Genomic DNA, 1,119 nt, shown 5'->3' on the forward strand with positions numbered 1-1,119 from the left:
ATTTTGTACTTTTAAGGTTTCATTATGCTGGCATTATCTGTTTATAATAATCTGAAGGGCCTTTTTTCCAAATTCATATTACTGAATACTGCCATAGAAAAGGGACACCTCTGCCATAATTCAGGGACACTTCGGACATGAAATAGGGACAGCTGTGCCAAGTAGAGGGACACCTCCTGATAATCAATATGCGCAATATTGCGTAAATTGATTATACAGGAGGTTTTTTGTTGATTGAGGGTTTTGCAAAATAAGTCTTTTAAAGGTCTAACTTAAAAGAAATAGCCCCCACTCACTAAAAATTTTGATTTTCGATCGCCTTTTTCTCGTATGTTCATCGCAATATCTTGAAAAAGAGCATACTTGCAGAATTTAAGTTTTTCAGCTTTTAAGCAGCCGTCTCAACGTCTTTTGAACGATGCATCCTAAAACTGAGGCTAATAAAACAATGGCATTGAGAAGTACGTGTGTTTTGACTTTTTCTCTGCCTCGAACATGCAGGTTGTTCGCTGTCATATTTGTTTTTAAGCGTGAGAAGCAACGTTCAACACTGTTTCGTTCCTTATAAAGTTGATTCCATTCGGCTGAATCTCGATGGGGAATAGAAAACTTTCGGACATTGTCCTTTACATTGATTTTACAAACCATGCCATAGTTTGATCCGAACACCAAGCCGTTCGTGTGGACAATCTACTTTTCCGACGACATGGGGGCAACGGAATTTCAAATAGTTCTTTTCTGATCCCCAATACGTCATGTCATACCCCATGGAACACCGTGGTGTCCCATTTGATGAGTAACCGGCTGGCGGTTCTTTCTCATTTCGTAAGTTCAAAGGGATGAGCGCTTGAGCACCGTATTTTAAAGCGATTTTGTAATTTTTTAATTGATCGTATCCAGCATCCATTAAGACAACATCCAGGATTTCCTTGAACTTAGACACATGGTCCTTTACTAATAAGGGCCCCAGACCACCATCCTTGACATGAGCTGGTGTTACTTCAAGAGCTGTTGGTATTTCACTGTTCGTATCGACGGCAATGTGAATCTTATACCCAAACCAAGTGATTTTGTTTCTGAACTCATCAAATTTCGCTCCCCAGGTAGCGAATGCGGGAT

General features: G+C 39.9%; 2 protein-coding genes. Both read right to left on the bottom strand.

The genetic code is table 11. The features are described 5' to 3' along the window. Nucleotides 1-381: 381 nt before the first annotated feature. On the bottom strand, nt 382-648 hold the full coding sequence (locus ABHN01_RS25650) for a transposase (protein WP_429877891.1): 267 nt from the start codon (nt 646-648) through the stop codon (nt 382-384). Beyond that, nucleotides 638-1,119, bottom strand: a 482-nt coding sequence (locus tag ABHN01_RS25655) for a transposase (protein WP_429877892.1), incomplete at its 5' end; no start/stop codon positions are given. The genes ABHN01_RS25655 and ABHN01_RS25650, both read right to left, overlap by 11 nt.

It is taken from the genome of Fictibacillus sp. NRS-1165 (assembly GCF_050468105.1).
Lineage (GTDB): Bacteria > Bacillota > Bacilli > Bacillales > Fictibacillaceae > Fictibacillus_C > Fictibacillus_C terrinigri.